At 71.5% G+C, this 21,903-nt stretch carries 18 protein-coding genes and 1 tRNA gene; 11 read left to right on the top strand and 8 right to left on the bottom strand.

The window, feature by feature from the left end:
- Positions 1 to 198 precede the first annotated feature (198 nt).
- Both EST92_RS00240 and EST92_RS00235 read left to right on the top strand, forming a co-directional pair.
- A complete protein-coding gene (locus tag EST92_RS00240; protein ID WP_129278956.1) occupies positions 199 to 2,283 on the top strand; it encodes an ATP-binding protein in 2,085 nt (694 codons plus the stop codon).
- A complete protein-coding gene (locus EST92_RS00235) occupies positions 2,280 to 3,818 on the top strand; it encodes a hypothetical protein (RefSeq protein WP_129278955.1) in 1,539 nt (512 codons plus the stop codon). The genes EST92_RS00240 and EST92_RS00235 overlap by 4 nt, the downstream gene beginning before the upstream one ends.
- A 23-nt stretch (positions 3,819 to 3,841) precedes the next feature.
- Here the strand turns inward: EST92_RS00235 and EST92_RS00230 are convergent.
- Both EST92_RS00230 and EST92_RS00225 read right to left on the bottom strand, forming a co-directional pair.
- Positions 3,842 to 3,916, bottom strand: a tRNA-Cys gene (locus EST92_RS00230).
- Positions 3,917 to 4,085: 169 nt separating this feature from the next.
- Positions 4,086 to 4,949: an alpha/beta hydrolase gene (locus tag EST92_RS00225; protein ID WP_129278954.1), complete on the bottom strand. Its 864-nt coding sequence runs from the start codon at positions 4,947 to 4,949 to the stop codon at positions 4,086 to 4,088.
- Between the two features lie 141 nt (positions 4,950 to 5,090).
- Here EST92_RS00225 and EST92_RS00220 point away from each other — a divergent pair, with 141 nt between their 5' ends.
- The 4 genes from EST92_RS00220 to EST92_RS00205 all read left to right on the top strand — a co-directional run bounded on the left by EST92_RS00220 (position 5,091) and on the right by EST92_RS00205 (position 10,720).
- Positions 5,091 to 6,713 (top strand): MFS transporter, encoded by a 1,623-nt coding sequence (locus EST92_RS00220; RefSeq protein WP_254068361.1) that lies wholly within the window; start codon positions 5,091 to 5,093, stop codon positions 6,711 to 6,713.
- Positions 6,714 to 6,884: 171 nt separating this feature from the next.
- Positions 6,885 to 8,681 (top strand): DEAD/DEAH box helicase, encoded by a 1,797-nt coding sequence (locus EST92_RS00215; RefSeq protein WP_129245686.1) that lies wholly within the window; start codon positions 6,885 to 6,887, stop codon positions 8,679 to 8,681.
- 492 nt (positions 8,682 to 9,173) lie between these two features.
- Complete coding sequence (locus EST92_RS00210) at positions 9,174 to 9,815, top strand: helix-turn-helix domain-containing protein (RefSeq protein ID WP_006605329.1); 642 nt, start codon at positions 9,174 to 9,176, stop codon at positions 9,813 to 9,815.
- Between the two features lie 119 nt (positions 9,816 to 9,934).
- Positions 9,935 to 10,720: a S16 family serine protease gene (locus EST92_RS00205; RefSeq protein ID WP_129278953.1), complete on the top strand. Its 786-nt coding sequence runs from the start codon at positions 9,935 to 9,937 to the stop codon at positions 10,718 to 10,720.
- A gap of 83 nt (positions 10,721 to 10,803) precedes the next feature.
- Here EST92_RS00205 and EST92_RS00200 read toward each other — a convergent pair whose 3' ends face one another.
- The 5 genes from EST92_RS00200 to EST92_RS00180 form a co-directional block, all read right to left on the bottom strand.
- The gene (locus EST92_RS00200; RefSeq protein ID WP_254068360.1) at positions 10,804 to 11,853 is read right to left on the bottom strand and encodes a glycine betaine ABC transporter substrate-binding protein; all 1,050 of its coding nucleotides are present in this window, start codon (positions 11,851 to 11,853) and stop codon (positions 10,804 to 10,806) included.
- Entirely contained in the window at positions 11,850 to 12,647 is a 798-nt protein-coding gene (locus EST92_RS00195; RefSeq protein ID WP_254068366.1) for an ABC transporter permease, read from the bottom strand. Before EST92_RS00195 ends, EST92_RS00200 begins: the two co-directional genes overlap by 4 nt.
- Before the next feature lie 92 nt (positions 12,648 to 12,739).
- Complete coding sequence (locus EST92_RS00190) at positions 12,740 to 14,005, bottom strand: betaine/proline/choline family ABC transporter ATP-binding protein (RefSeq protein WP_129278951.1); 1,266 nt, start codon at positions 14,003 to 14,005, stop codon at positions 12,740 to 12,742.
- On the bottom strand, positions 13,998 to 14,645 hold the full coding sequence (locus EST92_RS00185; RefSeq protein WP_129278950.1) for an ABC transporter permease: 648 nt from the start codon (positions 14,643 to 14,645) through the stop codon (positions 13,998 to 14,000). Before EST92_RS00185 ends, EST92_RS00190 begins: the two co-directional genes overlap by 8 nt.
- Positions 14,646 to 14,659: 14 nt before the next feature.
- Complete coding sequence (locus tag EST92_RS00180; RefSeq protein ID WP_129278949.1) at positions 14,660 to 15,127, bottom strand: Lrp/AsnC family transcriptional regulator; 468 nt, start codon at positions 15,125 to 15,127, stop codon at positions 14,660 to 14,662.
- 129 nt (positions 15,128 to 15,256) lie between these two features.
- Here EST92_RS00180 and hppD point away from each other — a divergent pair, with 129 nt between their 5' ends.
- From hppD to EST92_RS00155, 5 genes are all read left to right on the top strand, one after another.
- Positions 15,257 to 16,411: a 4-hydroxyphenylpyruvate dioxygenase gene (hppD, locus tag EST92_RS00175; protein WP_129278948.1), complete on the top strand. Its 1,155-nt coding sequence runs from the start codon at positions 15,257 to 15,259 to the stop codon at positions 16,409 to 16,411.
- 77 nt (positions 16,412 to 16,488) lie between these two features.
- The gene (locus EST92_RS00170) at positions 16,489 to 17,853 is read left to right on the top strand and encodes an FAD-linked oxidase C-terminal domain-containing protein (RefSeq protein WP_129278947.1); all 1,365 of its coding nucleotides are present in this window, start codon (positions 16,489 to 16,491) and stop codon (positions 17,851 to 17,853) included.
- 240 nt (positions 17,854 to 18,093) lie between these two features.
- On the top strand, positions 18,094 to 19,230 hold the full coding sequence (locus EST92_RS00165; protein ID WP_129278946.1) for a M4 family metallopeptidase: 1,137 nt from the start codon (positions 18,094 to 18,096) through the stop codon (positions 19,228 to 19,230).
- 189 nt (positions 19,231 to 19,419) lie between these two features.
- Positions 19,420 to 19,710, top strand: a complete 291-nt coding sequence (locus EST92_RS00160) for a ribosomal protein L7/L12 (protein ID WP_129278945.1) — start codon at positions 19,420 to 19,422, stop codon at positions 19,708 to 19,710.
- A gap of 81 nt (positions 19,711 to 19,791) precedes the next feature.
- Complete coding sequence (locus tag EST92_RS00155) at positions 19,792 to 21,237, top strand: NAD(P)/FAD-dependent oxidoreductase (protein ID WP_129278944.1); 1,446 nt, start codon at positions 19,792 to 19,794, stop codon at positions 21,235 to 21,237.
- Between the two features lie 50 nt (positions 21,238 to 21,287).
- On the opposite strand, the gene EST92_RS00150 is transcribed toward EST92_RS00155, so the two are convergent.
- Entirely contained in the window at positions 21,288 to 21,764 is a 477-nt protein-coding gene (locus tag EST92_RS00150; RefSeq protein ID WP_129278943.1) for an SsgA family sporulation/cell division regulator, read from the bottom strand.
- Positions 21,765 to 21,903: the final 139 nt, after the last annotated feature.

Genomic DNA, 21,903 nt, shown 5'->3' with positions numbered 1-21,903 from the left:
ACTTCCGATGGGTGAGGCGGTGCCCGGCGAGGGGAGAGAAAGCGAGGGGAAAGAAGCGGCCTGATGGGCCAAAGCTGCTTGCGGCGCACGGGGATCGGAGGATCCTGGGGCGGCCGGAGGGAGCGCCGCCGGAGCGCGGGTCGCGGGAAGCGCGGCATCGCAGGGTGTACGGGGAGCGCGAGGCCGAGGGGGAGCGGGATGCCGCAGGAATGGGCGGGGGAGTCCGGTCGGGACCGGGCCGTGGAGCGTTACGTCCAGGAGTTATTGGAACGCAGGCCGGGCAGCCGGCCCGAGTTGGCTGCCACGCTGTTGCTGGGGCCGCGGGGCAGCGGCAAGACGACCGTGCTGCGGCATCTGGCGGACTGGGCCCGGCGGGCCCCGGTGGCCCGCCTCGACCTGGCGGCGTTGGGGCAGGAGGGCCGTAAGCCGATCGATGTGCTGGCCGCATTGGTCTTCCAACTCAACGCGAAGAAGAAGGACTTCGCCCGGCTGCGTTTTCCGGCCTTCGGGCTGCTGACCATCGCGGTCGCGGCACGGGTCGAAGCGGCCGACCGGGACGCCGCCGTACGGCAGATGGAAGCGGCGCTGATCGGGCCGCCGAGCAGCCGCTCGGAGGTGATCAATCACCTCGCCGCCTATGCCGCGACGGTCCTGGGCGCCCCGACCGCGGTGACCGCCGCGCTCCCCCTGCTGCCGGAGTGGCAGCGGCACTGGGCGCGGCTGCGGGTGCGCTGCCGGCTGGCGCGCATCCAGCGCCGCAGCCGTGGCGCCGGTTCCGTCGACGGCTTCCTGATCGACCTCAACCAGCGCTACGGCGACCGCGAGGCGGCCGAGCGGCAGCGTGCCGAGGCGGTGCTCTTCGACGCCTTCCTGGACGACCTGCGGCAGGCGTACGGCTCACGCGGCGGCGACAAACGGCGTACGACGCAGTGCCTGGTGCTGTTGGACAACGTCGACAGCCCGCTGGGCAACGACTTCCTCAAAGCGCTGCTGGACGCCCGGCGGAAGGCCCAGGCGCCCGATCCGCTGCTGGTGCTCGCCACGGCCGGCAGCTATCCGGCGGCGCTGGAGGGTTTCGCGTTCGGCGGGCCGCGACGCCCCGGGGCACTGCCCGGCCAATGGCCCGCGGAGGAAGAGAAGTTCGTCCCCGAGCAGGTCGTCAAGGGGCTGGTGGTGGGCCGGTTGCGCGATCTCGCCCGGCATGAGGTCGAACAGCAGGCCGAGGAGGTGCTGCGGTCGGCGGGCCGCCGGGTGGCGGCGCCGGCCGCCGACAACGGCGTGCAATGGCTGGGCTGGGTGGTGCACGAAATCACCCGCGGGCATCCGGCGGGCACCGCACAGCTGCTGGCGGCCCTGCTGGAGTGCCCGGCGGAGACCGGTTGGGAGGCGCGGCTGCGGCAGGTCCTGCAACCGTCCTCGGAGCTCGTCGACGCCCTGCTGGAGCGGCTGTTGCCGATCGACGCGAGCGGCGAGCTGGCGCAGGCGCTGGCCCGCGCCGCGGCCGCCGTCGACCTGGCCCAGGCACAGGCGGGCCGGGCGCTGTGGGACGAGTCGGGGGCCCGCGTCCAGGAGGAGTTCAACGATTTCTGTACGGACGTGCTGCGCACCATGCATCTCGACAGCGGCGACGAGGAGTACGACGGCCGTACGGAAACCCCCCACCCCCTGCTGCGCCTTCTGCTGCTGCGCCGGCTCGCCGCGGTCCCCGAACCGGATGGGGTGACGGCGGGCGTGGCCGGAGGCGTCGAGGGGGCGTCCGGCGTGCGCGGGCGGCGTGCCGTGCATGCCGCCTTGCGGGACCGGGCGGCCGCCGCGGGGGACGAAGCCACCGCGGCCTACCACGCGCTGGCGGGAGGCGGGCTCGCGGCGGCGGCCGCCTATCTGGACGACGCCTTCGACCGGCTCGCCCCGGAGGAGTGGTGCACGGAGCTGTGCCGGTTGCGGAGGGCCCCGCTCGCCGAGACCGGCGACGCCCTCGAACAGCCGCTGTGGGAGCGCTACGAACGACTGGTGGACCACCTGAGCGACGGAGCCGTGGACCAGCGGCTGCGGACCATCACCCGGCTGCTCGCGGCGGTCTGGATCAGCCCCGAGCCGCCGGACGACCCCCGTACGGACCGGATCGGCGATCCCTACCGCGATCCGCTCGGCGACCCGGTGGCCGAGCTGTACGGCGAGATCCAGGCCCGCTTCCACACCTTGGCGGTGCACGCCGACAGCGTGCCGTGGACCTCGGCGCTGCTGCGGAAGACGAAGCAGTACGGAAAGGAGCCGTGGCTGTGAGCACCCGTCTCTTCGAACCGCCCAGGCCGCCGCGGCGCTGGGGGCTGTGGATCCTCTCGGCGCTGGTGGTGGCGGCGCTCGTGGCGGTGGCCGTGGTACGGATCGTCGACACGGCCGGCCGGTGCGGCGAGGGCGTCCGTGAGGTGGCCGGCGGCGAGTGTGTGGGCGTCACGGACGGCGCGTACGCCTTCGAGAACATGAAGGGGCTCAGCAGCAAGATCCATGACGAGAACGCCAGGGTGGCCAAGTCCGGGGAGCGGTCGGTGGCCATCGCCTACCTCGAGGCCATGGCGGGCGGTTCCACCGACCGGGGGCCGGAGGCCACCCGGCAGGCCGTCAGCGGCGCCTACCTCGCCCAGCGCGCCCTGAACGCCGAGCGTTCGACGATCCCCAAGATACGGCTGCTGCTCGCCAACACCGGCCGCGGTGACCGCCACTGGAATCAGGTCGTCGACCAGCTCATCGCGATGCGGGACAAGGAACACCTCGTCGCCGTGGCGGGATTCGGGCAGAGCAACGAGCGTACGGCCGGAGCCGTCAAGCGGCTGCGGGCCGCCGGGCTGCCGATGGTCGGTGCGACAGTGGCGGCCGACGGCCTGAGTTCCCGTATGGCCGGCTTCTACCGGGTCTCCTTCCCCAACCGCGACCAGACCGCGGCCGCCGCCGGCTACCTCAAGGAACAGCAGCGCAGGCACCCCGGCTACCGCGTCCAGGTGATCAGGGACGGCAACGAGCAGGACAGCTACAACACCTCCCTCTACGAGGACTTCTCCGCGGCGGCGCGGCGCACCGGCCTGACGGTGGCGGACGAGGTCATCCCCTTCCGCTCCGGGGAGGGCGAGCAGACGACGGCGGGCAACGCGCTGTCCCTGGTCGCCGACAAGGTCTGCGGTGCCCCGAAGCCACCGGACGCGGTGTATTTCGCCGGCCGGGGGCGGGAACTGCGCCGGTTCATCGAGGCGGCCGGCGAGGGCGGCCGGCACTGCCGTACGACGGTGCTCTCCGGCTCCAGCGCGCTGGGCGTCTACTTCGACACCGGAGGTGCCAAGCACCGCGCCGAGCTCGCGATGCTCGCCGAGCGCTGGAAGTACAGCCAACTGACGGTCTACTACACCGCCTTCACCCACCCCGCCATATCCAGGGAGGTATACGGCGGCACCGGGAACGGCCCGAGCGGCCCGTTCGCCGACTTCGCCCGCGCCTACCGCGAAGAGGTCGGCGGCCCCACCACCGCCCTCGCCAGCGGCCAGGCGATGCTCGGCCACGACGCCACGTACACCATCGGCAAGGCCGCGCGGAACGCCGTCGTCGTCTACGGCACCCACCAGGTCACCGCCCGTATGGTCCTGGCCATGCTGGAGCAGACCAACGGCAGATCCCGCGTCCGTGGCATCAGCGGCCACATAGCCTTCGACCCGGACACAGGCGAGCCCGTCGACCGCCCCCTGGCACTCGTCGAACTACGCCGCCCCACGGACGACGGCGAGGCCGATGACATCTATCGCTTCGTGGCCCCGCTGAGCATCGGCCGGTGAGAGCTGACGTGACATGCGGTGAATGGAGGCCGTGGCGGGATTCGAACCCGCGTTACTCGCTTTGCAGGCGAGCCCCTGAACCACTCGGGCACACGGCCGGGTTGGGGTGTGTTCCCGGTGTTCCCGACTGTAGGGCGCGGGGTCGGGTGGGGGGCAAGGGTATGGGGCCGGGTGTCACGGAGCTGCAATGGCGGGCCACGTGTGGCAATGGGCGGCAATGTGGGGCAATGCAGGGTTCACGGAGTGCGCAGAGTGCCCAGAGTGTGCTCAGGTGGTGTGGAGGAATTCCGCCACCATCGGGGCGAACAGGTCGGGTTCGTCCACCCAGGGGTAGTGGCCCACCTCGTGCAGGGGGCGTAGTTGTGCGTGCGGGAAGGACGCGGCCACGAGTTCGCCCGCTCGCATGCCGGCCACGGCGTCGCGGTCACCGGTCAGCACCAGCACCGGGCAGGTCACTTCGCGCAGCCCGGACAGCAGGGCCAGTCGCAGCTGCTCGTCCACGCCCTGCCAGAAGCCGGCCCGTGGGACCGGGCCCAACTGGGCGCCTTCCGTGGCGGCATGGGCGCGTTGCGGCTCGTCCCACCGGCCGTAGGCGAGCGGTGCCGCGGCGAACAGCAGCTCCCGTACGTCGCTCATGTCGGAGGCCTCGGTGAGTTGTTGCACCGCCACCGAGGCCTCCGGCCACCAGTCCTCGTGCGCCCGTGCCTCGAAGATCTCCCGGGCGTCGTCGGGGAGTTCGCCCTGGAGCCGGGAGCCGGGGCAGACCAGTACCAGCCGGCTCAGCCGCTGTGGGTGTCGGGTCGCGTAGGCCTGCGCGACCGCGGCTCCCGCGTCGTGTGCGAGCAGCGCGAAGCGCTCCAGGGCCAGATGTGCGCGGAGCGCCTCGATGTCCTCGGCGAGTTGCGGGAAGGCGTAGCGGGAGGGGTCGTCGGCGGCGGGGGAGGCGCCGGTGCCACGGCTGTCCGGAATGATCAGCTGCCGGTGTGCGGACAGCCCGCCGAGGTCGCCCAGGTACGCGGCGTCCCGGCCGGGTCCGCCGGCCAGGCAGACCAGGGGCGGCAGCGGCGAGTCGGCCGGGCCGAGCACGCGGTAGTGGAGCTCGGCGTCGTCATACGTGCGGAAGTGCGGCATACGGACAGCTTGCCCCACGTGGGGTGGTGAGGGGACGGAGCGGGCTGACCGGCGCGGGCCGGGCGGCCTAGGACCGATGACCGATCCGATTCCCGCCCCCCGACAGGGGCGCAGCCACCGGATGGCTCTTACGCTGGCCCGATGACCGCTGACCGCCCCCACGACACCGGCAGCACCACCGACATCGGCCCGACCAGCAACAGTGCACGAGCCAGTAGCAGTGGAACAGCCAGTAGCAGTGGAACAGCCAGTAGTACCGGAACGGCCGGCGGCATCGGCCCGACCAGTAGCGCCGGAACAGCAGGCGACATCGGCCCCGATCACCACCCCACCCCGTCCTCCCGCCACCAGGAGGCCACCGGCGGCGGGGTGTTCGGCCGGTCGTACCGGGGCCTTACCCTCGGCATCGTTTCCGTCGTCTCGTTGGTTGCCTTCGAGGCGATCGCCGTGAACACCGCGATGCCGGTTGCCGCCCGCGCCCTGCACGGCATCGGTCTGTACGCCTTCGCCTTCTCGGCCTGTTTCACGGCGAGCCTGTTCGCGATGGCGCTGGCGGGGGAGTGGAGCGACCGGCGCGGGCCGCTCGCGCCGCTGTTCGCCGGGATCGCCGCGTTCGGGGTGGGGCTGCTGGTCGCGGGCGGTGCGCGGAGCATGGGGATGTTCCTCGCGGGCCGCGGGGTGCAGGGCATCGGCGGCGGACTGGTGGTGGTCTCGCTGTATGTGGTCGTCGGCCGCGCCTATCCCGAGCGGCTGCGTCCCTCGATCATGGCGGCGTTCTCGGCGGCCTGGGTGATGCCGGTGATCGTCGGTCCGCTGGTCGCCGGGACCGTCACCGAACAGTTCGGCTGGCGCTGGGTGTTCCTCTCCATCCCCGTGCTGATTCTGCTGCCGCTCGCGGTGATGCTGCCCGCGCTGCGTACGCTGCCGCGCGCCCGCCCGGGCCCGGGCAACGGGGTGCGGCAGATCCTGGGCAACCGGCGCTGTCGGCTCGCGCTGGCCGTTGCGGTGGGCGCCTGCCTGCTGCAGTACGCGGGCCAGCACCCGGCATGGCTCGCGCTGTTGCCCGCGGCCGCCGGACTGGCCCTGCTGGTACCGGGCATCGTGCGGCTGCTGCCCCGCGGCACGTTCCGGGCGGCGCGCGGTCTGCCGACCGTCGTGCTGATGCGGGGGCTGGCCGCCGGGTCGCTGGTCGCCGCCGAGAGCTTCGTCCCGCTGATGCTGGTGACCCAGCGCGGGCTGTCCGCCACCCTGGCCGGTCTCTCCCTCACCGGGGGCGGGCTGACCTGGGCGCTCGGCTCGTACGTACAGAGCCGGCCGCGGCTGGAGCCGTACCGGGAGCGGCTGATGGGGCTGGGCATGCTGCTGCTGGCGGCGGCCATCGTGACGGTGCCGCTGGCGCTGCTCGACGGGGTGCCGTCCTGGATCGTCGCGGCGGCGTGGACGGTCGGCGGTTTCGGCATGGGCCTGAACATCTCCAGCGGCGGTGTGCTGTTGCTGGAGCTGTCCCGCCCGGAGGAGGCGGGCAGCAACTCCGCGTCCCTCCAGATGTCGGACGCGCTGGGCAATGTCACCTTCGTCGGCGTCAGCGGGGTGCTGTTCGTGGCCTTCGGCGGCGGCTCGATCGCGGTGGACGGGCCCGCGGCCACCGCCGGGGCCGGCGGGACGAGCCATCCGGCGGCGTTCGTGGCCGTGTTCGCAGCGATGGCGGTGGTGGCCGTGGCCGGAGCCGGGGTGGCGGGCCGGCTGCGGCCCGGGGAGGGGTGACGGCGCGGGCAGGGGTGACGGCGCGGAGCCGACGACCACCCGGCGCGGCCGGCGGACGAATGTGAGCTCGGTCCCACCCCAGGGTGACCCGGTGCGGTACCCCCGGAGCGTGAACCGGAGCACCGGTAGGCTGACGCGGTTGCCGATCGCCGACCTCAGCCGACGGAGACCGTGACTACCACCACCAGCGCCACCAATAACCATCACCTGTCCCCGGCCTTTCCGGGACGGGCCCCTTGGGGTACCGCGAACAAGCTGCGCGCCTGGCAGCAGGCGGCCATGGACCGCTACATCCAGACGCAGCCGAGAGACTTCCTCGCCGTCGCGACGCCGGGAGCCGGCAAGACGACGTTCGCGCTCACGCTCGCGTCGTGGCTGCTGCACCATCACGTCGTGCAGCAGGTGACGGTCGTCGCGCCGACCGAGCATCTGAAGAAGCAGTGGGCGGAGGCGGCGGCCCGGATCGGCATCAAGCTCGACCCCGAGTACAGCGCGGGGCCGCTGGGCCGCGAGTACCACGGCGTCGCGGTCACCTATGCCGGTGTGGGCGTACGGCCGATGCTGCACCGCAACCGCATCGAGCAGCGCAAGACGCTGGTGATCCTCGACGAGATCCACCACGCCGGTGACTCGAAGTCGTGGGGCGAGGCGTGCCTGGAGGCGTTCGAGCCGGCCACCCGGAGGCTGGCGCTGACCGGTACCCCCTTCCGGTCCGACACCAACCCGATTCCGTTCGTGACGTACGAGGAGGGGAACGACGGCATCCGGCGTTCCTCGGCCGACTACACCTACGGCTACGGCAACGCGCTGGGCGACGGCGTCGTCCGGCCGGTCATCTTCCTCTCCTACAGCGGCAATATGCGCTGGCGGACGAAGGCGGGCGACGAGATCGCGGCCCGGCTCGGCGAGCCGATGACCAAGGACGCGGTGTCGCAGGCCTGGCGCACGGCGCTCGATCCGCGCGGCGAGTGGATGCCGAATGTGCTGCGCGCCGCCGACCAGCGGCTGAGCGAGGTGCGCAAGTCGATCCCGGACGCCGGGGCGCTGGTGATCGCCTCCGACCAGGAGCAGGCGCGGGCGTACGCCAAGCTGATCCGGGAGATCACCGGCGAGGGCGCCACCCTCGTGCTGTCCGACGACTCCGGTGCCTCGCAGCGGATCGACGACTTCTCGCACTCCCAGGACCGCTGGATGGTCGCGGTCCGGATGGTGTCCGAGGGCGTCGACGTGCCGCGGCTGGCCGTCGGGGTGTACGCCACCACCATCTCGACCCCGCTGTTCTTCGCGCAGGCCGTCGGCCGGTTCGTCCGCTCCCGTAAGCGCGGCGAGACCGCCTCGGTCTTCCTCCCCACCGTCCCGATGCTGCTCGGCTTCGCCAACGAGATGGAGGTCGAGCGCGACCACGTCCTCGACAAGCCGAAGAAGGACGGGGAGGAAGACCCGTACGCCGAGTCCGAGAAGGAGATGGACGAGGCGAACAAGGAGCAGGACGAGGACACCGGCGAGCAGGAGCAGTTCTCGTTCGAGGCGCTGGAGTCGGAGGCGGTCTTCGACCGGGTGCTCTACGACGGTGCCGAGTTCGGGATGCAGGCCCACGCGGGCAGCGAGGAGGAGCAGGACTACCTCGGCATCCCGGGGCTGCTGGAGCCCGACCAGGTGCAGATGCTGCTGCAGAAGCGGCAGGCCCGGCAGATCGCGCACAGCAAGAAGCGGCCCGATGAGGAGGCCGACCTGCTGGAACTGCCGGCCGAGCGGCGGCCGGTGGTCACGCACAAGGAACTGCTGGAATTGCGGAAGCAGCTGAACACGCTGGTCGGGGCGTATGTGCACCAGAGCGGGAAGCCGCACGGCGTGATCCACACCGAGCTGCGGCGGGTGTGCGGCGGCCCGCCGAGCGCGGAGGCCACCGCCGGGCAGCTGAACGAGCGGATCAAGAAGGTACGGGAGTGGGCCACGCGGATGCGGTGAGCCCGCCGGTGGTCGGTGGGCCGTGGCTCGTGGGCCGTGGCCCGTGACCCTTCCGACCCGTGGCCCGTGGGCCGGTTTTCCGCAGTGGCGGGGCGCCGGCCCACGGTCGTCTCCGGGGGCGCGACGGCATCGCCTCCCTTTCCGCGGGAGCGAGGGTCCGGCGTTGCGCCCCGTGGCCGCTGTGTATCGCTTGCGTATCGCTCGGTGAACACGCGTACCCCTCCCTGGAACACACGTAGCGCTCGCTGAAACACCACAGGGCACGGTCTGGACGGACCTATCGGGATATTCCGGGCAGGGGAGACCGGATTCTGGACGGACTCTTCCGCTCATCGGACCGGATCGCTACTGTCCCGGTCACCTACACGCCCCGTGGCAGCGCCGCCGCGGAGCGCAGCCGGTGCCATGCGGCCGGCGGCCTCCCTCGCGCGCTGTTCCGGGACTCGCAGCGCGTCGCGTCGGAGCGCCGCCACTCACCTAGGAGGGGGCGTCGTGACCGCAGAGACCTCCCAGACACTCGACAGAGGACTCCGTGTCCTCAAACTTCTCGCCGACACCGACCACGGGCTGACCGTCACCGAGCTGTCCAACAAGCTCGGCGTCAACCGCACCGTGGTCTACCGCCTGCTGGCCACGCTGGAGCAGCACGCCCTGGTACGCCGTGACATCGGCGGCCGGGCCCGGGTCGGGCTGGGCGTGCTGCGCCTGGGCCGCCAGGTGCATCCGCTGGTCAGGGAGGCCGCACTCCCCGCGCTGCGCGCGCTCGCCGAGGACGTGGGGGCCACCGCGCATCTCACCCTGGTCGACGGTACGGAGGCGCTGGCCGTCGCCGTGGTGGAGCCGACCTGGACCGACTACCACGTGGCCTACCGGGCCGGCTTCCGTCATCCGCTGGACCGGGGGGCCGCCGGGCGGGCGATCCTCAAGGCCCGGCAGGGCCGTACCCACGACGCCGGTCTCGCCCTGACACACGGGGAGTTGGAGGCCGGGGCGAGCGGCGCCGCGGCACCGCTGCTCGGGGTGAGCGGCATCGAGGGGAGCGTGGGCGTGGTGATGCTCGCCGACACGGTCTCCGAACGGATCGGACCGCGGGTGGTCGACGCGGCCCGCGAGGTGTCCGAGGCGCTGCGCTGAGGCGGCCCGGCGCACGCCGGTCCGGCGACCGACCGCGGGGTGTGAAGGCGCGGTGGCTGTGTGGTGAGCCCGCAGCGCCTTAACGTCCTGGTGAGGCAGGTGTCAATTAGGGTGGCGGGGTGTCTTCACGTGCCCGCGCCCTGGCGGTCTGCAGCGCCCTCGTTCTCGCCCTCCTCGTCACCGCGGCGTTCGCGCCGTTGCCGTACTCGATCGCCTATCCGGGCATGACGGCCAATGTCCTCGGTGACGACAAGGGCAAGCCGGTGATCACCATCACCGGTGCCGCCACCCGGAAGACGAGCGGGCAGCTGCGGATGACCTCGATCGTGGCCACCGGCCCGGACGCCTCCGTCCATCTGCCGGACATGATCAAGGGCTGGTTCCGTACGGACCAGGCCGTGATGCCGCGCGAGGCGGTCTACCCGGTGGGCAACAACACCGAGGAGATCGCCGAGCACAACGCGCAGCAGATGCGGGAGTCCCAGAACACCGCCACCAGCGCCGCGCTCGGGGCGGTCGGCAAGTCCGCCAAGGACATCAAGGTCAAGCTGAGCCTCGCGGACGTCGGCGGGCCGAGCGCCGGGCTGATGTTCGCGCTCGGCATCGTCGACAAGCTGAACGGCGACGGCGCGGGCAAGGATCTCACCGGCGGGCGCACCATCGCCGGCACCGGGACCATCACCGCCGGCGGCGCGGTGGGCGCGGTGGGCGGGGTCCCGCTGAAGACCCAGGCCGCGCACCGCGACGGTGCCTCGGTCTTCCTGGTCCCGCGCAAGGAGTGCACGGACGCACAGGCGGAGCTGCCGAAGGGGATGCGGCTGATCCCGGTCACCACGCTCGACGGTGCGGTGCAGGCCCTGAAGGCGCTGCAGACCGGGGGCAAGGTCCCCAGCTGCGGCCGCTGAGCCGCGGACGGGACCGGGCCCCGGACGGGACGCCGTCGGGGGGCCCGCGCTCCGGCCCCCGGCCCCCGGTACCCGCCGGCTGATCACCCCGCCTTGATGAACCCCTCCTGGATCAGCCAGTTCTTCGCGACCTCGTGCGGGTCCTCGCCGTCCACGTCGACCTTGCGGTTCAGCTCCTGGGCGACGGTGTTGTTGAGGGCCTTGGTGACCGGCGCCAGGACCTCGGCCATGGCCGGGTACTTCTTCAGGGCCTTGGCGTTGATCTCGGGGGCGACGTTGTAGTTGGGGAAGAAGTGCTTGTCGTCGGCGAGGACGTGCAGATTCATCGCCTTGATCCGGCCGTCGGTGGTGAACACCTCGCCCAGCGCACAGGTGCCCTTCTGCGTCTCGGTGTAGACGACGCCACCGGTCATCTTGCGGATGTTGGCGGACGGCACGTTCATGCCGTACGCGCGCGCCATGCCCGGCAGGCCGTCGTTGCGGGTGGCGAACTCGTTCTCCACGCACATCGTCACGGCGGCGGGGTTCTTGTGGGACAGCGCCGCGACCTCCGAGAGGGAGTGCACGCCCAGCTTCTTCTGGTTGGCGGTGTTCAGCGCCAGCGCGTAGGTGTTGTTCAGGGTCGACGCGGGCAGCCAGACGATGCCGTTCTTCCGGTCCTCGTCGCGGACCGCCTTCCACTGCTGCCGGGGGCTGACGATCGGCTTGGTGTGGCCGAGGTAGGTGATCCAGCCGGTGCCGGTGTACTCGTACGCGGCGTCCGCGGTGCCGGTCTTGACGGCCTCCCGCGCACCGATCGATCCCTGGATGCTGGTCTTGTCGATGACCAGGGCACCGGCCGCCTCGAAGACCAGCCCCATCATCTGGCCCAGGATGATCTGCTCGGTGAACTCCTTGGAGGTCACGGTCAGATGGGCGCCGGTGAGCGGGCGGTCCGGGTAGCCGGCTTTCGGGCCGGGCAGCACGGTGTCGGACATCGCGCTGCCGCTGACCAGGCCGCATCCGCCGAGGCCGGCGACCGTGACGAGGGCGAGCAGTGCGGTGGCCGGGCGGGCCCGACGCGGTCCGGGGCCGCGTACGGCCGGGTGCCGTCCGGGGCGGCGCAGGGCCGGGTGCCGAGGGTGCGTCCTCATTCCCCCACCTCCAGACCCCGCGGCCGCAGCAGCAGTTCGGCGAGCGAGGCCAGCCATTCGACCAGCAGGGCGAGCGCCACGGTCAGCACGGATCCGAGGATCAGGACCGGCATCCGCTGGGTGACGATGCCCGCCGAGATCAGGTCGCCGAGGCCGCCGCCACCGCCGAAGGTGGCCAGCGTCGCGGTGCCGACGTTCAGGACCAGCGCGGTGCGGACGCCGGCCAGGATCAGCGGGACGGCCAGCGGGAGTTCGACCTTGGTCAGCACCCCGCCGGCGGACATCCCGATGCCGCGGGCCGCCTCGGTCAGCGTCGGGTCGATCCCGCGCAGCCCGGCGATGGTGTTGGCGAGGACCGGCAGCACGGCGTAGATGACCATGCCGACGATCGCCGAGCGGGCCCCGATACCCAGCCAGATGACCAGCAGGACCAGCAGACCCAGCGCCGGTACCGCCTGCCCGAGGTTGGCGAAGGCCATCGCGACCGGGGTGGCCCGGCTCAGCCTGCCCCGGGTCAGCGCGATGCCCAGCGGGATCGCGATGATCAGTACGAAGAAGGTGGAGATCGCGGTGAGTTGGATGTGCTGCTGCAGCGCCAGCCACACCCTGCCGTTGTCCACCGCCTGGTGGGCGATCGAGTCCAGCCGGGCGCCGCGGAACCACAGCCAGGTGAGGAGCAGCGCGACGACCAGGAAGGCCGGCATGAAGGTCCACTTCTGCCAGCTGATCCGGCGCGCACCGGGCGGCGCGGACGGGGCGGGCTCCTCACCGGCCGCCAGCTCCCGCTCCTCCATCTCGACCCCGTCGCGGAAGGCCAGCGCCTCGTGGTCGCTGGGGTGCCGGTGGCGGGGGCCGGTTTCGCCGGGGCTGCTCCCGTCGTGGGGGCTCATGCCCGGCCGCCTTCGGTGGCGCTCGCGTCGTCCAGGCCCTCCTGGGCCAGCTGGGTCTGCCGGGCCCGCTGTTCCCGGAGCCGGTGCTGCTGCTCGATGGCTTCGAGGCGGTCCGCCTCCAGCAGTTCGTGGACGTTGTTCATCAGCGTCACCATGTCGACGACGCCGGTGTACTCACCGCGCCGCCCGGTGACCGCGACCCGGCCCGCGTTGTCGGTGAGCACCGCCTCCAGGGCGTCGCGCAGCGTCGCGTCCCGGGTCACCGTGTCGGCCACCAGGGTGCCGGCCCGGGCCAGCGACTCCTTGGCGAGGGACAGATCGCCGCGGCGCAGCCATTTGTACGGGCGCCCGTTGTGGTCCAGCAGCAGCAGATCGTTGTGGGGGCCGGAGCGCAGCCGCTCGAAGATGGACTCCAGCGGGTCGTCCATGCTCGCGGTGGGGAAGTCGACCACGCCCACGTCCCGTACGCGGGTCAGATTCAGCCGCTTGAGTGCCGCTCCGGCGCCCACGAAGCCGGAGACGAAGTCGTCGGCCGGGTTGGTGAGGATGGCCTCGGGGGTGTCGAACTGGGCGATGTGCGAGCGCTCGCGGAGCACCGCGATACGGTCGCCGATCTTGATGGCCTCGTCGAAGTCGTGGGTGACGAAGCAGATGGTCTTGTGCAGCTCGTGCTGGAGCCGGATCAGCTCGTCCTGGAGGTGGTCGCGGGTGATCGGGTCGACCGCACCGAACGGCTCGTCCATCAGCAGGACGGGCGGGTCGGCGGCGAGCGCGCGGGCCACTCCGACGCGCTGCTGCTGACCGCCGGAGAGCTGGCGCGGATAGCGCCCGTGGAACTCGCCCGGGTCGAGGCCGACCAGGTCGAGCATCTCCTCGACCCGGTTCTTGACCTTCGTCTTGGACCAGCCGAGCATCTTCGGGACCAGCGCGATGTTCTGGGCGACCGTCATGTGCGGGAAGAGGCCGGACGCCTGGATGGCGTAGCCGATCGTGCGGCGCAATTTGACCGGATCCATGTCGGTGACGTCCTCGTCGCCGATCCGGATCCGCCCGGCGGTGGGCTCGATCAGCCGGTTGATCATCTTCAGGGCGGTGGACTTGCCGCAGCCGGAGGGCCCCACGAGGATCACGGTCTCGCCGGCCTTGATCTCCATGTTGACGTTGTCCACCGCGGGGGCTGAGCTCCCCGGGTAGACCTTCGTCAGATTCTCCAGCCGGATGCTCGCGCCGGAGGTGGTGGTGGTCTCGGGCGTCTCAGGCACGGATCCCCCTGGAGATGGTCAGGCGTCCGATCAGGACGTACGCGGCGTCGAAGAGCAGGGCGAGGATGGCGATCCCGAGGGTTCCGGAGAGCACCTGGTTGAGGGAGTTGGCGCTGCCCAGCGAGGCGATCCCGCGGAAGATCTCATTTCCCAGGCCGGGGCCGGAGGCGAAGGCGGCGATGGCGGCGATGCCCATCAGCATCTGGGTGGCCACCCGGATGCCGGTGAGGATGGGCGGCCAGGCCAGCGGCAGTTCGACGCGGAAGAGCTGGGCGCTGCGCGACATCCCGATGCCCCGGGCCGCGTCGACCAGCGCCGGGTCCACCCCGCGCAGCCCCACGATGCAGTTGCGGACCACCGGCAGCAGTCCGTACAGGGTCAGGGCGATCACCGTGGGCGGGACGCCCAGGCCGACGATCGGGATCAGCAGACCGATCAGGGCCAGGGACGGAATGGTCAGGATGGTGGCGGTGGACGTGGTGGCGAGGTTGCCCGCCCATTCGCTGCGGTAGGTCGCGACGCCGATGAAGACCCCCAGCAGGGTGGCGAGCACCATGCACTGGAAGACCGCGCTGGCGTGCTGATACGTATCCGTCAGCAGCTGGGCGTGCCGGGTGCCGACGTACTCCCAGAAGCTCACTCGGTCTCCTCGGTTCAGTCTCCCGATGCCTGTTTCACCAGCGGGATGATCCGCAACGGAACCGGATTTTCCATGACGATTGCCGTTGAGGCCCGCATGATCCCATCAAAGCCCACAACCCGGTCGATCACCCGCTGTAGATCGGCGTTCGACCGAGCGACGAGCCTGCAGAGCATGTCCCCGTGTCCCGTCGTTGTATGCAGCTCCAGCACTTCGGGAACGGTCGTCAAGTGGGCGCGTACGTCATTACCTTGCCCCTGTTTGATCTCAAGAGTGGCGAAAGCGGTCACCGGATAGCCGATCGCCGCCGGGTCCACCTCCGGTCCGAAGCCCCGGATCACTCCATTCGACTGAAGCCGGTCGAGCCGGGCCTGCACCGTCCCGCGCGCCACCCCCAGCCGCCGGGAGGCCTCCAGGACCCCGATCCGCGGCTCGCGCGCGAGCAGCTCCAGCAGCTCCCCGTCCAAATGATCGATCGCCATCGCCCGCTCCTTGGATTTCAATGGTCATCATGTACAGATAGCCCGACTGATCCAGCGCTTCGCTATGCATAATGCCCAGGGAATCCGCTAACTATTGCGCACCTTGTGGATCGGAGGGACTCTGCGGATATGGCAGACACCACGATGCACCCCCAGCCCGTCACCCCCGACACGGCCCGGCAGGCGGACCCGTTCCCGGTCAAGGGGATGGACGCGGTCGTCTTCGCCGTCGGGAACGCCAAGCAGGCCGCGCACTACTACTCCACCGCCTTCGGCATGAAGCGCGTCGCCTACCGCGGCCCGGAGAACGGCAGCCGCGAGACCGCGAGTTATGTGCTCGAATCCGGCGGCGCCCGGTTCGTGTTCACCTCCGTCATCAAGCCCACGACCGAATGGGGCCGCTTCCTCGCCGACCACGTCGCGGCGCACGGCGACGGCGTCATCGACCTCGCCATCGAGGTCCCGGACGCCCGCGCCGCCTACGAGCACGCCGTCGCGCACGGCGCCACCGGCCTGGAGAAGCCCCACGAGGTCGAGGACGAGCACGGCACCGTCGTCCTGGCGGCCATCGCCACGTACGGCACGACCCGGCACACCCTCGTCGAGCGCACCGGCTACCACGGCCCCTACCTGCCCGGCTTCGTGGCCGCCGAGCCCCTGGTGGAGACCGGGCCGCGGCGTTTCCAGGCCATCGACCACTGCGTCGGCAACGTCGAACTCGGCAAGATGAACGAGTGGGTGGCCTTCTACAACGAGGTCATGGGCTTCACCAACATGAAGGAGTTCGTGGGCGACGACATCGCCACCGAGTACAGCGCGCTGATGTCGAAGGTCGTCGCCGACGGCACGCTCAAGGTCAAGTTCCCGATCAACGAGCCCGCGATCGCGAAGAAGAAGTCGCAGATCGACGAGTACCTGGAGTTCTACGGCGGCCCGGGCGTCCAGCACATCGCGCTGGCCACCAACGACATCGTCGCCAGCGTCCGGGCGATGCGCGCTTCCGGTGTGGAATTCCTGGACACCCCCGACTCCTACTACGACACCCTCGGCGAGTGGGCCGGCGAGACCCGGGTGCCGGTGGAGACGCTGCGGGAACTGAAGATCCTGGTCGACCGCGACGAGGACGGCTATCTGCTGCAGATCTTCACCAAGCCGGTCCAGGACCGGCCGACGGTGTTCTTCGAGATGATCGAGCGGCACGGCTCCATGGGGTTCGGCAAGGGCAACTTCAAGGCCCTCTTCGAGGCGATCGAGCGCGAACAGGAGCGCCGCGGCAACCTCTGACGCGGCATGCGCCGCACGCACGCCGTGGGCCGTACACGCGCTTCCGTGTACGGCCCACGAATGCGAGGCTTGAGGGTATGGACCTCATCGCACGGCTGCGCGCCGGCCTCCCGGATGAAGCGATCCTCACCGACCCGGACGTCACCGGCTCCTACGCCACGGACATGGCGAGCTTCTGCGCGGCCGGGACGCCCGCCGTGGTCGTCCTGCCGCGCACCGTCGAAGAGGTCCAGCACGTCATGCGGACGGCCACGGAGCTGCGGGTCCCGGTCGTCCCGCAGGGGTCGCGTACGGGACTGTCGGGCGCCGCCAACGCCTCCGACGGCTGCCTCGTGCTCTCCCTGGTCAAGATGGACCGGATCCTTGAGATCAACCCCGTCGACCGGATCGCGGTCGTCGAACCCGGCGTCGTCAACGCCGCGCTGTCCCGCGCGGTCGCCGCCCACGGCCTCTGCTACCCGCCCGATCCCTCCAGTTGGGAACAGTGCTCGATCGGCGGCAACATCGGCACCGCCTCCGGCGGCCTGTGCTGCGTCAAATACGGCGTCACCGCCGAGTACGTCCTCGGCCTGGACGTCGTCCTCGCCGACGGGCGGCTGCTGACGACCGGCCGCCGCACCGCCAAGGGAGTGGCGGGCTACGACCTCACCCGGCTGTTCGTCGGCTCCGAGGGGAGCCTGGGCATCGTCGTCCGCGCCGTCCTCGCCCTCAAGCCGCAGCCGCCCGAGCAGCTCGTGCTGGCCGCGGAGTTCGCCTCCACCGCGGCCGCCTGCGCGGCGGTCTGCGAGATCATGGCCCGCGGCCACGCCCCGTCGCTGCTGGAACTGATGGACCGTACGAGCATCCGCGCGGTCAACGACATGGCGCAGATGGGCCTCCCGGACAGCACCGAGGCGCTGCTGCTGGCCGCCTTCGACACCCCGGATCCGGCCGCCGACCTCGCCGCCGTCGGCGCGCTGTGCACCGCAGCGGGCGCCACCCAGGTCGTGCCCGCCGAGACCGCCGCCGAGTCCGAACTGCTGCTGCAGGCCCGCCGGTTGACCCTGACCGCGCTGGAACGGGTCGCCTCCGCCACCATGATCGACGACGTCTGCGTACCGCGCTCCCGCCTCGCCGAGATGCTCGACGGCACCGCCGCCATCGCGGAGAAGTACGACCTGACCATCGGCGTCTGCGCCCATGCCGGCGACGGCAACACCCACCCCACCGTCTGCTTCGACGCCGCCGACCCGGACGAGTCGCGCCGGGCCCGCGCGTCCTTCGACGACATCATGGCGCTCGGCCTGCAACTGGGCGGCACCATCACCGGGGAGCACGGCGTCGGCGTCCTGAAGAAGGAGTGGCTGGCCCGCGAACTGGGGCCGGTCGGCGTGGAGTTGCAGCGCGGCATCAAGCAGGTCTTCGACCCGCTCGGCATCCTCAACCCCGGCAAGCTGTTCTGACCCGCCCGGCCCCTCCGGCCCGACCTGCCGCCGGTGCCCGGGGCCGCACTGTTCGGTGACCGGGTCCCGGGCGGCCGCACCACGTTCCGCGGACCCGCCGACGGTCCCGCGAAATATGCCGATTCCGCAACAGCGTCGCGATGCCGCGGCACGCCCCTGCCCCTTCCGCACTCTTCAGAAGCGTACGAGGCAGCAGAAGGTACGAGGCAGCGGGACAGCACCCTGAGGAGAGAGGCACGCATGAGGCGGAAGAAGCCGGCGCTGGTGGCCGTGGCGGGAGTGTCAGCGGCGCTGATCGCCGTACAAGCCGTACAAGGAGTCGCGGCCGCCGCCGGCCGCGCCGAGGCCCCGCCCCACGGGAGCGGCCCGGCGCAGGCCGCGAGCGCCGCGGCGTCCAAGGCCCGGACCGGTGTGGGCCACGGCGTACGCGTCGGCACGGTCACCCTCACCACGCGGGAGCACAACGGGACCTACGAGCTGGTCGACCCCACCCGAGGGAACCTGTCCACCCACGATTTCTTCGCCGACGACAACGCAAAGCCCCTCACCGACAAGGACAACGTGTGGGGCGACGGCACCATGAAGAACCGCGGGTCCGCGGCGGTCGACGCGCACTTCGCCGCCGAGCAGGCCTGGGACTACTTCAAGAACACCTTCGGCCGCAGCGGTGCCCACGGTGACGGCAAGGGCCCGGCCATGACCGTCCACTACGGCAGAAATACGGCCGACGCCTATTCGGACGACAACGGCGCGTTCTTCGGCGACGGCAAGGACGGCAAGAACCCGGTCACCGCGCTGGACGTCGTCGCGCACGAATACACCCACTCCCTCAACCAGGCCACCGCCCGGCTCGCCTCCAGCGGCGAAGGCGGCGGGCTCAACGAGGCGACCTCGGACATCTTCGGCACGATGGTGGAGTTCCAGGCCGATATCCCGGCGGACACCCCCGACTACCTCATCGGCGAGAAGGCCAACTACTACGGCGACGGCAAGCCGCTCCGCTACATGGACTTGCCGTCCAAGGACGGCAAGTCCCCCGACTTCTACCGGCCCGGCATCGGTCGCCTCGACAACCCCCACCTGGCCGCCGGGGTGGCCAACCACTTCTTCTACCTCCTGTCCGAAGGCAGCGGCAAAAAGGTCGTCAACGGCACCACGTACCACAGCCCCACCTACGACGGTTCGAAGGTCACCGGCATCGGCCGGGACAAGGCCGCCCGCATCTGGTACAAGGCGCTGACCACCCAGTTCACCGCCACCACCGACTACAAGGGCGCCCGGGCCGGAACCCTGAAGGCCGCGGCCGCGCTGTACGGCAAGGGGAGCACCGAGTACCGGACCGTCGCGAAGGCCTGGACCGCGGTCCACGTCGGGTAAGGGCGCGCCGGGGACGACGGCGGCGCGTCCGGCGCCGAGGAACGGCCGGCCCGCGAACGGGGGCCGGTCGGCGCGGAGTTGCCGCGCGGTGTCACGCACGTCGTCGACCCGCGCGGGACCCGCCCCCCGCACGCGGTTCCCGGCTCGCCGTGTTCATGGCACGTGCCCCGGCCTCGTAAAGTTTCCGCCATGGACTCGTTGCTCCCCGGAATAGCCCTGCTCGTGCTCGCCATCGGCATGGTGGCCTCGGCCACCGACCGCCGTTCCAAGACTCTGGAGCGCCGGCTCCAGCGGCTGGAGAAGAAGGCGGACCTGCTGCTCGCACACGCCGGGATCGCGGAGCCGGAGGACCCCCGGATGGCCGAGATCGACGAGCTGCTGACCCAGGGCAAGAAGATCCAGGCGATCAAGGTGCACCGCGAGCTCACCGGCTCCGGGCTCGCCGAGGCCAAGGAAGCGGTCGAACGCCGGATGCGCTGACGGCCCGTGGGGCAGAGGATGGCCAGAAGGACCGTCGGGCCCCACCGGGCCACCTCATGCCCACGCAGGAAGCGAGAGCCGATGGCAGCCACCGAAGCGACCGACGCCGCCGATGAGGCGTATGACGTGATCGTGCTGGGCGCGGGGCCGACCGGCGAGAACGTCGCCGACCGGGCGCACGCCGCCGGCCTGAGCGCGGTGATCGTGGAGAGCGAACTGGTCGGCGGCGAATGCTCCTACTGGGCCTGTGTGCCCAGCAAGGCCCTGCTGCGTCCGGTCACCGTCCGCTCCGAGGCGCGCCGGGCCCCCGGCTTCAAGGACGCGGCCGACGGCCCCCTGGACGCCCCCGCCGTCCTCGGCCACCGTGACGCCGTCGTCTCGTACTGGAAGGACGACGGCCAGGTCCGCTGGCTGGACTCGGCCGGTATCGACCTCGTACGCGGCCAGGGCCGGCTGGCCGGGCCCCGCCGGGTCGTCGTCGACGGCGGCCGGGTGCTCACCGCCCGCCATGCGGTCGCGGTGTGCACCGGCAGCCGCGCGGTGCTGCCCCCCATCCCCGGCCTCGCCGAGGCCCGGCCCTGGACCAGCCGCGACGCGACCAGCGCGAAGACCGTGCCGGGCCGCCTGGTGGTGGTCGGCGGCGGCGTGGTCGGCGTCGAAATGGCCACCGCCTGGCGGGCCCTGGGCGCGTCGGTGACCCTGCTGGTGCGCGGTGACGGGCTGCTGCCCCGGATGGAGCCGTTCGCCGGCCATCTGGTCGCCGAGTCGCTGGCCGAGGCGGGCGCCTTCCTGCGCACCGGCGTCGAGGTGCGGGAGGTGCGCCGGGAGGCACCCGGCGGGCCGGTCACCGTCGTGCTCGACTCCGGCGAGGAGATCGTCGCCGACGAGCTCCTGATCGCCACCGGCCGGGCCCCGCGCACCGAGGACATCGGTCTGGAGACGGTCGGTCTGCGGCCCGGCTCCTGGCTGGACGTCGACGACAGCTGCCGGGTGCAGGGGGTGACCGGCGGCTGGCTCTACGGCGTCGGCGACGTCAACCACCGTGCCCTGCTGACCCATCAGGGCAAGTACCAGGCCAGGATCGCCGGCGCGGCGATCTCCGCCCGCGCCCGGGGCGTGCCGATCCTGGAGTCCGACCCCTGGGGCGCGCACGCCGCCACCGCCGACATCCGCGCCGTCCCCCAGGTCGTCTTCAGCGATCCGGAAGCCGCCGCGGTGGGGCTGAGCGCCGCCGAGGCGGAGCGGGCCGGCTACCGCATCCGGGTGGTCGACCACGACCTGTCGGCCGTCTCCGGGGCGTCTCTCTACGCGGACGGCTACCGCGGCCGGGCCCGGATCATCGTCGACCTGGACCGCGAGGTGCTGCTCGGCGCCACCTTCGTCGGCCACGGCGTCGCGGAGCTGCTGCACTCCGCGACGATCGCGGTGGCCGGCGAGGTCCCCGTCGAGCGGCTGTGGCACGCGGTGCCCTCCTACCCGACGATCAGCGAGGTCTGGCTGCGGCTGCTGGAGGCGTACCGCGGCTGACCGCCGGGCGCCGGGCGGCCCGCTCCGGTCGAGTCCCCGTACCTCACCCGTCACGCCGCCCCGGGGTCCGGGGACTCCTCCGACGCGCCGCCGCCCGGCCGCAGTTCGTCCCCCGGCGCCAGGGTCAGCAGCTCGCTCAGCACTTTGTCGAGCGCGAGATGCTGCTGCTCGGACCCCGGCGGGACCACTCGCAGGGTGCGCTCCAGCCACGCGGAGACCGCCGCGGCCGGCGCCTGGAGCAGCGCCTCGCCGTCCGGCGAGGCCAGCGTCAGGCAGACCAGGCTGCGCCCGTCCACCCGGGTCGGCCAGGCCCGTACATCGCCGTCACCGCACGGCCGGAACACGCCCTCGACGAGCAGTTCGCGGGCGAAGGTCCACCGGATCGGGGAGTCCGAGCCGATGTGGAAGGTGACATGGACGGCGTAGGGGTCGTCCGTCCGGTACGTCAGCCGGGCCGGCACCGGAATGCTTCGCTCCGGGGATCGGACCAGGACCAACTCCAGCTCTCGCTCCACCACGGTGTACATGACGTCCGCCTTTCCTCGTTCCCTGCGGACGCCGAAACGCGGCCCGCAGAGGAGGAGAGCCGCCGGGAGCCGGACCATTACGCGACTTCGTACAACTTTTTTCCCGCGCCTCTTCCAGGTGGTCGTGGGCGGGCATGGG

Source organism: Streptomyces sp. TM32, from assembly GCF_004122755.1.
Lineage (GTDB): Bacteria > Actinomycetota > Actinomycetes > Streptomycetales > Streptomycetaceae > Streptomyces > Streptomyces sioyaensis.
This window is presented reverse-complemented; position numbering and strand designations above follow the sequence as displayed.

Coding starts and splice junctions, on each gene's coding strand:
- EST92_RS00240 (WP_129278956.1), top strand. CDS start 199: ATGCCGCAGGAATGGGCGGGGGAGTCCGGTCGGGACCGGGCCGTGGAG.
- EST92_RS00225 (WP_129278954.1), bottom strand. CDS start 4,949: ATGCCGCACTTCCGCACGTATGACGACGCCGAGCTCCACTACCGCGTG.
- EST92_RS00220 (WP_254068361.1), top strand. CDS start 5,091: ATGACCGCTGACCGCCCCCACGACACCGGCAGCACCACCGACATCGGC.
- EST92_RS00200 (WP_254068360.1), bottom strand. CDS start 11,853: ATGAGGACGCACCCTCGGCACCCGGCCCTGCGCCGCCCCGGACGGCAC.
- EST92_RS00195 (WP_254068366.1), bottom strand. CDS start 12,647: ATGGAGGAGCGGGAGCTGGCGGCCGGTGAGGAGCCCGCCCCGTCCGCG.
- EST92_RS00180 (WP_129278949.1), bottom strand. CDS start 15,127: ATGGCGATCGATCATTTGGACGGGGAGCTGCTGGAGCTGCTCGCGCGC.
- hppD (WP_129278948.1), top strand. CDS start 15,257: ATGGCAGACACCACGATGCACCCCCAGCCCGTCACCCCCGACACGGCC.
- EST92_RS00170 (WP_129278947.1), top strand. CDS start 16,489: ATGGACCTCATCGCACGGCTGCGCGCCGGCCTCCCGGATGAAGCGATC.
- EST92_RS00165 (WP_129278946.1), top strand. CDS start 18,094: ATGAGGCGGAAGAAGCCGGCGCTGGTGGCCGTGGCGGGAGTGTCAGCG.
- EST92_RS00160 (WP_129278945.1), top strand. CDS start 19,420: ATGGACTCGTTGCTCCCCGGAATAGCCCTGCTCGTGCTCGCCATCGGC.
- EST92_RS00155 (WP_129278944.1), top strand. CDS start 19,792: ATGGCAGCCACCGAAGCGACCGACGCCGCCGATGAGGCGTATGACGTG.
- EST92_RS00150 (WP_129278943.1), bottom strand. CDS start 21,764: ATGTACACCGTGGTGGAGCGAGAGCTGGAGTTGGTCCTGGTCCGATCC.